General features: G+C 78.1%; 1 protein-coding gene. It reads left to right on the top strand.

What is annotated here, in order from left to right; translation table 11 throughout:
- Window positions 1–165 precede the first annotated feature (165 nt).
- On the top strand, window positions 166–2,557 hold a 2,392-nt coding region (locus FRCN3DRAFT_RS47665), incomplete at its 3' end, for a PAS domain-containing protein (protein ID WP_157845315.1).

The following is a 2,557-nucleotide window of genomic DNA, read 5'->3' as shown; positions in this document are numbered from 1 at the left end:
CCGGGGCTCGCCACGACGCCCCCACCGCCACCCAGCTTTCCGCCCGGCGAGTTCCCGCAGTTCGCCGGCCAGGTCCCACCGCCGCCGCCCGGGCCCGCGCCGTCCCCGCCCGCGCCGGTCCCCCCGCCGCCTCCGCAGCCCCCGGCAGCCGTGCCGCCTCCCGGCGTGCCGGGAGGCGGAGCCGGCCAACTGGGTCAGCCGAGCCAGCCCACCCCGTCGTCGGGCGACGCCGGCCAGGGCGGCCCGCAGACGGGCGCGGCGGCCGGCCCCGCGGTCGGCGGCGCGCTGCCGACCTCGGCCGCGGTCGCGGAGACGCTGTTCAGCCAGGCGCCGATCGCGCTCGCGTTCCACGACTCCGCCGGCCGCTACGTCCGTGTCAACGAGGTGCTCGCCCGGCTCAACGGCAGGCCGGTGGCCGACCACATCGGGCGCACCGCGCCCGAGCTGCTCGGCGAGATCGGCCACGAGCTGGCCACCCTGCTCGGCCGCGCGCTGCGCACCGGTGAGCCGGTCGGTGACCTGGAGATGAGTGTCGCGACCGGTGGTGCCGGGCCGACGCAGACCTGGCAGGCCAGCTGGTACCCGGTGCCAGGGCCTGCGGGCGCCCCGCTGGGCGCCGTGTTCGTCGCGATCGACGTGAGCGGCCGCCGGGACGCAGAGCAGGAGGCGGCGCGCGAGCGTGAGCGCCTGCGGCTGCTGGCCGAAGCCGTCGCGTCCGATGTGCTGCGGGCCGGGCCGGACGGCGCCTTCGACGGCGACATGCCGCGTTGGCGGGCGGCGACCGGCCAGCGGCGCGCCCAGTCCGACGGGCCCGGCTGGCTGGACGCCGTGCACCCGGGTGACCGGGAGACCGTACGGCGCGCCTGGCACAGCGCGGTGGAACGCGGCGAGAGCTTCGAGGCGGAGTTCCGCGTGCTGGGCGCCGACGGCGCAGAGCGCGTCATGACCGCGCGGGCGCTGGTGGTCTCGGGCGGCGGCGAGTGGGTCGGCGCCCTGACGGACATCACCGAGCTGCGGGCGGCCCAGGCCACCAGCGAGTCCTCGGCCGGACGGGTGCGGGCCGCCACCGACCGGGTCGAGCAGATCCAGCGGGTCACCGCGGCGCTTGCCAGGGCCGTGACCAGCGACGACGTGGTCGCGGTCATCATGGACGCCGGCCGGGCCCTCGGCGCCTCCGGCCGCGGCGTCGCGCTCATCGACGACGCGCGTGAGCAGCTGACCTTCCGTGCCCTGCAGGGCTACTCGGCCGAGTACACGGCGCGCTGGTCGAGGATCAGCCTCGGCGCCGTCCACCCGGCCGCCGAGGTGGTGCGCGGCCGCCGCTCGCTCTTCCTGGCCAGCCGCGAGGAACTGACCACGCGCTGGCCGGTGCCGGACCTCGTCGCGGCCGTGGGCGCCTCCGACGACCGGGCCTGGGCGCTGCTGCCGCTGGCCACCGGCGACGCCCCCACCGGCGTGCTGATGTTCGGTTTCCGCTCGGCCAGGGATTTCAGCCTGGACGAGCGGGGCTACCTGGAGCTGCTCGCCGATCAGTGCGCGCTCGCCTTCGACCGGGCCGCGCTGTTCGAGGGGGCGCTCGCGCAGGCCGCCGCCGGCCGTGTCGCCCAGGATCACACCGCCGCCGCGCGCGCCGACGCCGACCGGGCCGGCCGCCGGCTGGAGGTGCTCGCCGCCGTCACCGCGGCCATGAACGCCACCGCCGCCCCCGACCCGGCCGCCGCGGCGGCGCTCGCGGCGGCGGCCACCCCGGACCGCGCCCTGCGCGCCCTCGCCGAGGCGGCCGTCGGTGAGATCGCCGACCTGTGCGCCGTGTACCTGCTCGCGGACCCCGCGTCCGCCGGCGACGGCCAGCCAGCCGGGGCAGGTGAGCCCGGCCGCGCGCCCGCCGCAGTGGCCGGTGACGGCGGTGAGAACGACCCAAGCTCATCGCGGGACCCGGGTGCCAGTCCGCCGGGAACCCCGGCCGTGCCGGCGTTGCTGCGCGTGGCGGCCGCCGCGGTGCCGGGCATCGAAGACCCGCCGAGGCCGCGGCCGGTCCGCTGGCCGGCGGCCAGCACCGTGGCCCAGGCTTTCAGCACGGGCAAGCCCTGGCTGAGCACCGCGCGTGACGCGAGCGGCCCTCAGACCTCCCGGCAGACGCTCCAACGGATCTCCCGGCAGACCTCCCGAATCACTGACCTCTCGCCAGATCCGCCAGCGGACCGCCCAACAGGCCTCCCCGCAGACCTCCCTGATCACGACCTCCCAGATCGGCTTCGCCAGTCCGGCAGGGACCCCGTTCGCCAATCTGGCGGGGACCCCGGGCTTCGCCGGTCTGGCGGCGATCCCGTCGCCGATCCGGCCGGATTCTCGGACTCCGCCGGTCTGGGCGGAACCACGGCGGGGGCCGCCGCGGGCGCGGAGCAGCCCACGCGGGCGTTGTCGGCCGCGTCGGCGGACGAGGTGCGTTGGGCGCGCAGGGCTGGCGCGCACACCGTGGCGGCGGCGCCGATCCTGCGCCGCGGCCGCCCGGTGGGTGTCGTGCTGCTGGCCGCGGCGGGTGAGCGCCCGCCGCTGG

Origin of the sequence: Pseudofrankia saprophytica (assembly GCF_000235425.2) — a bacterium.
Classification (GTDB): domain Bacteria; phylum Actinomycetota; class Actinomycetes; order Frankiales; family Frankiaceae; genus Pseudofrankia; species Pseudofrankia saprophytica.
This window is presented reverse-complemented; position numbering and strand designations above follow the sequence as displayed.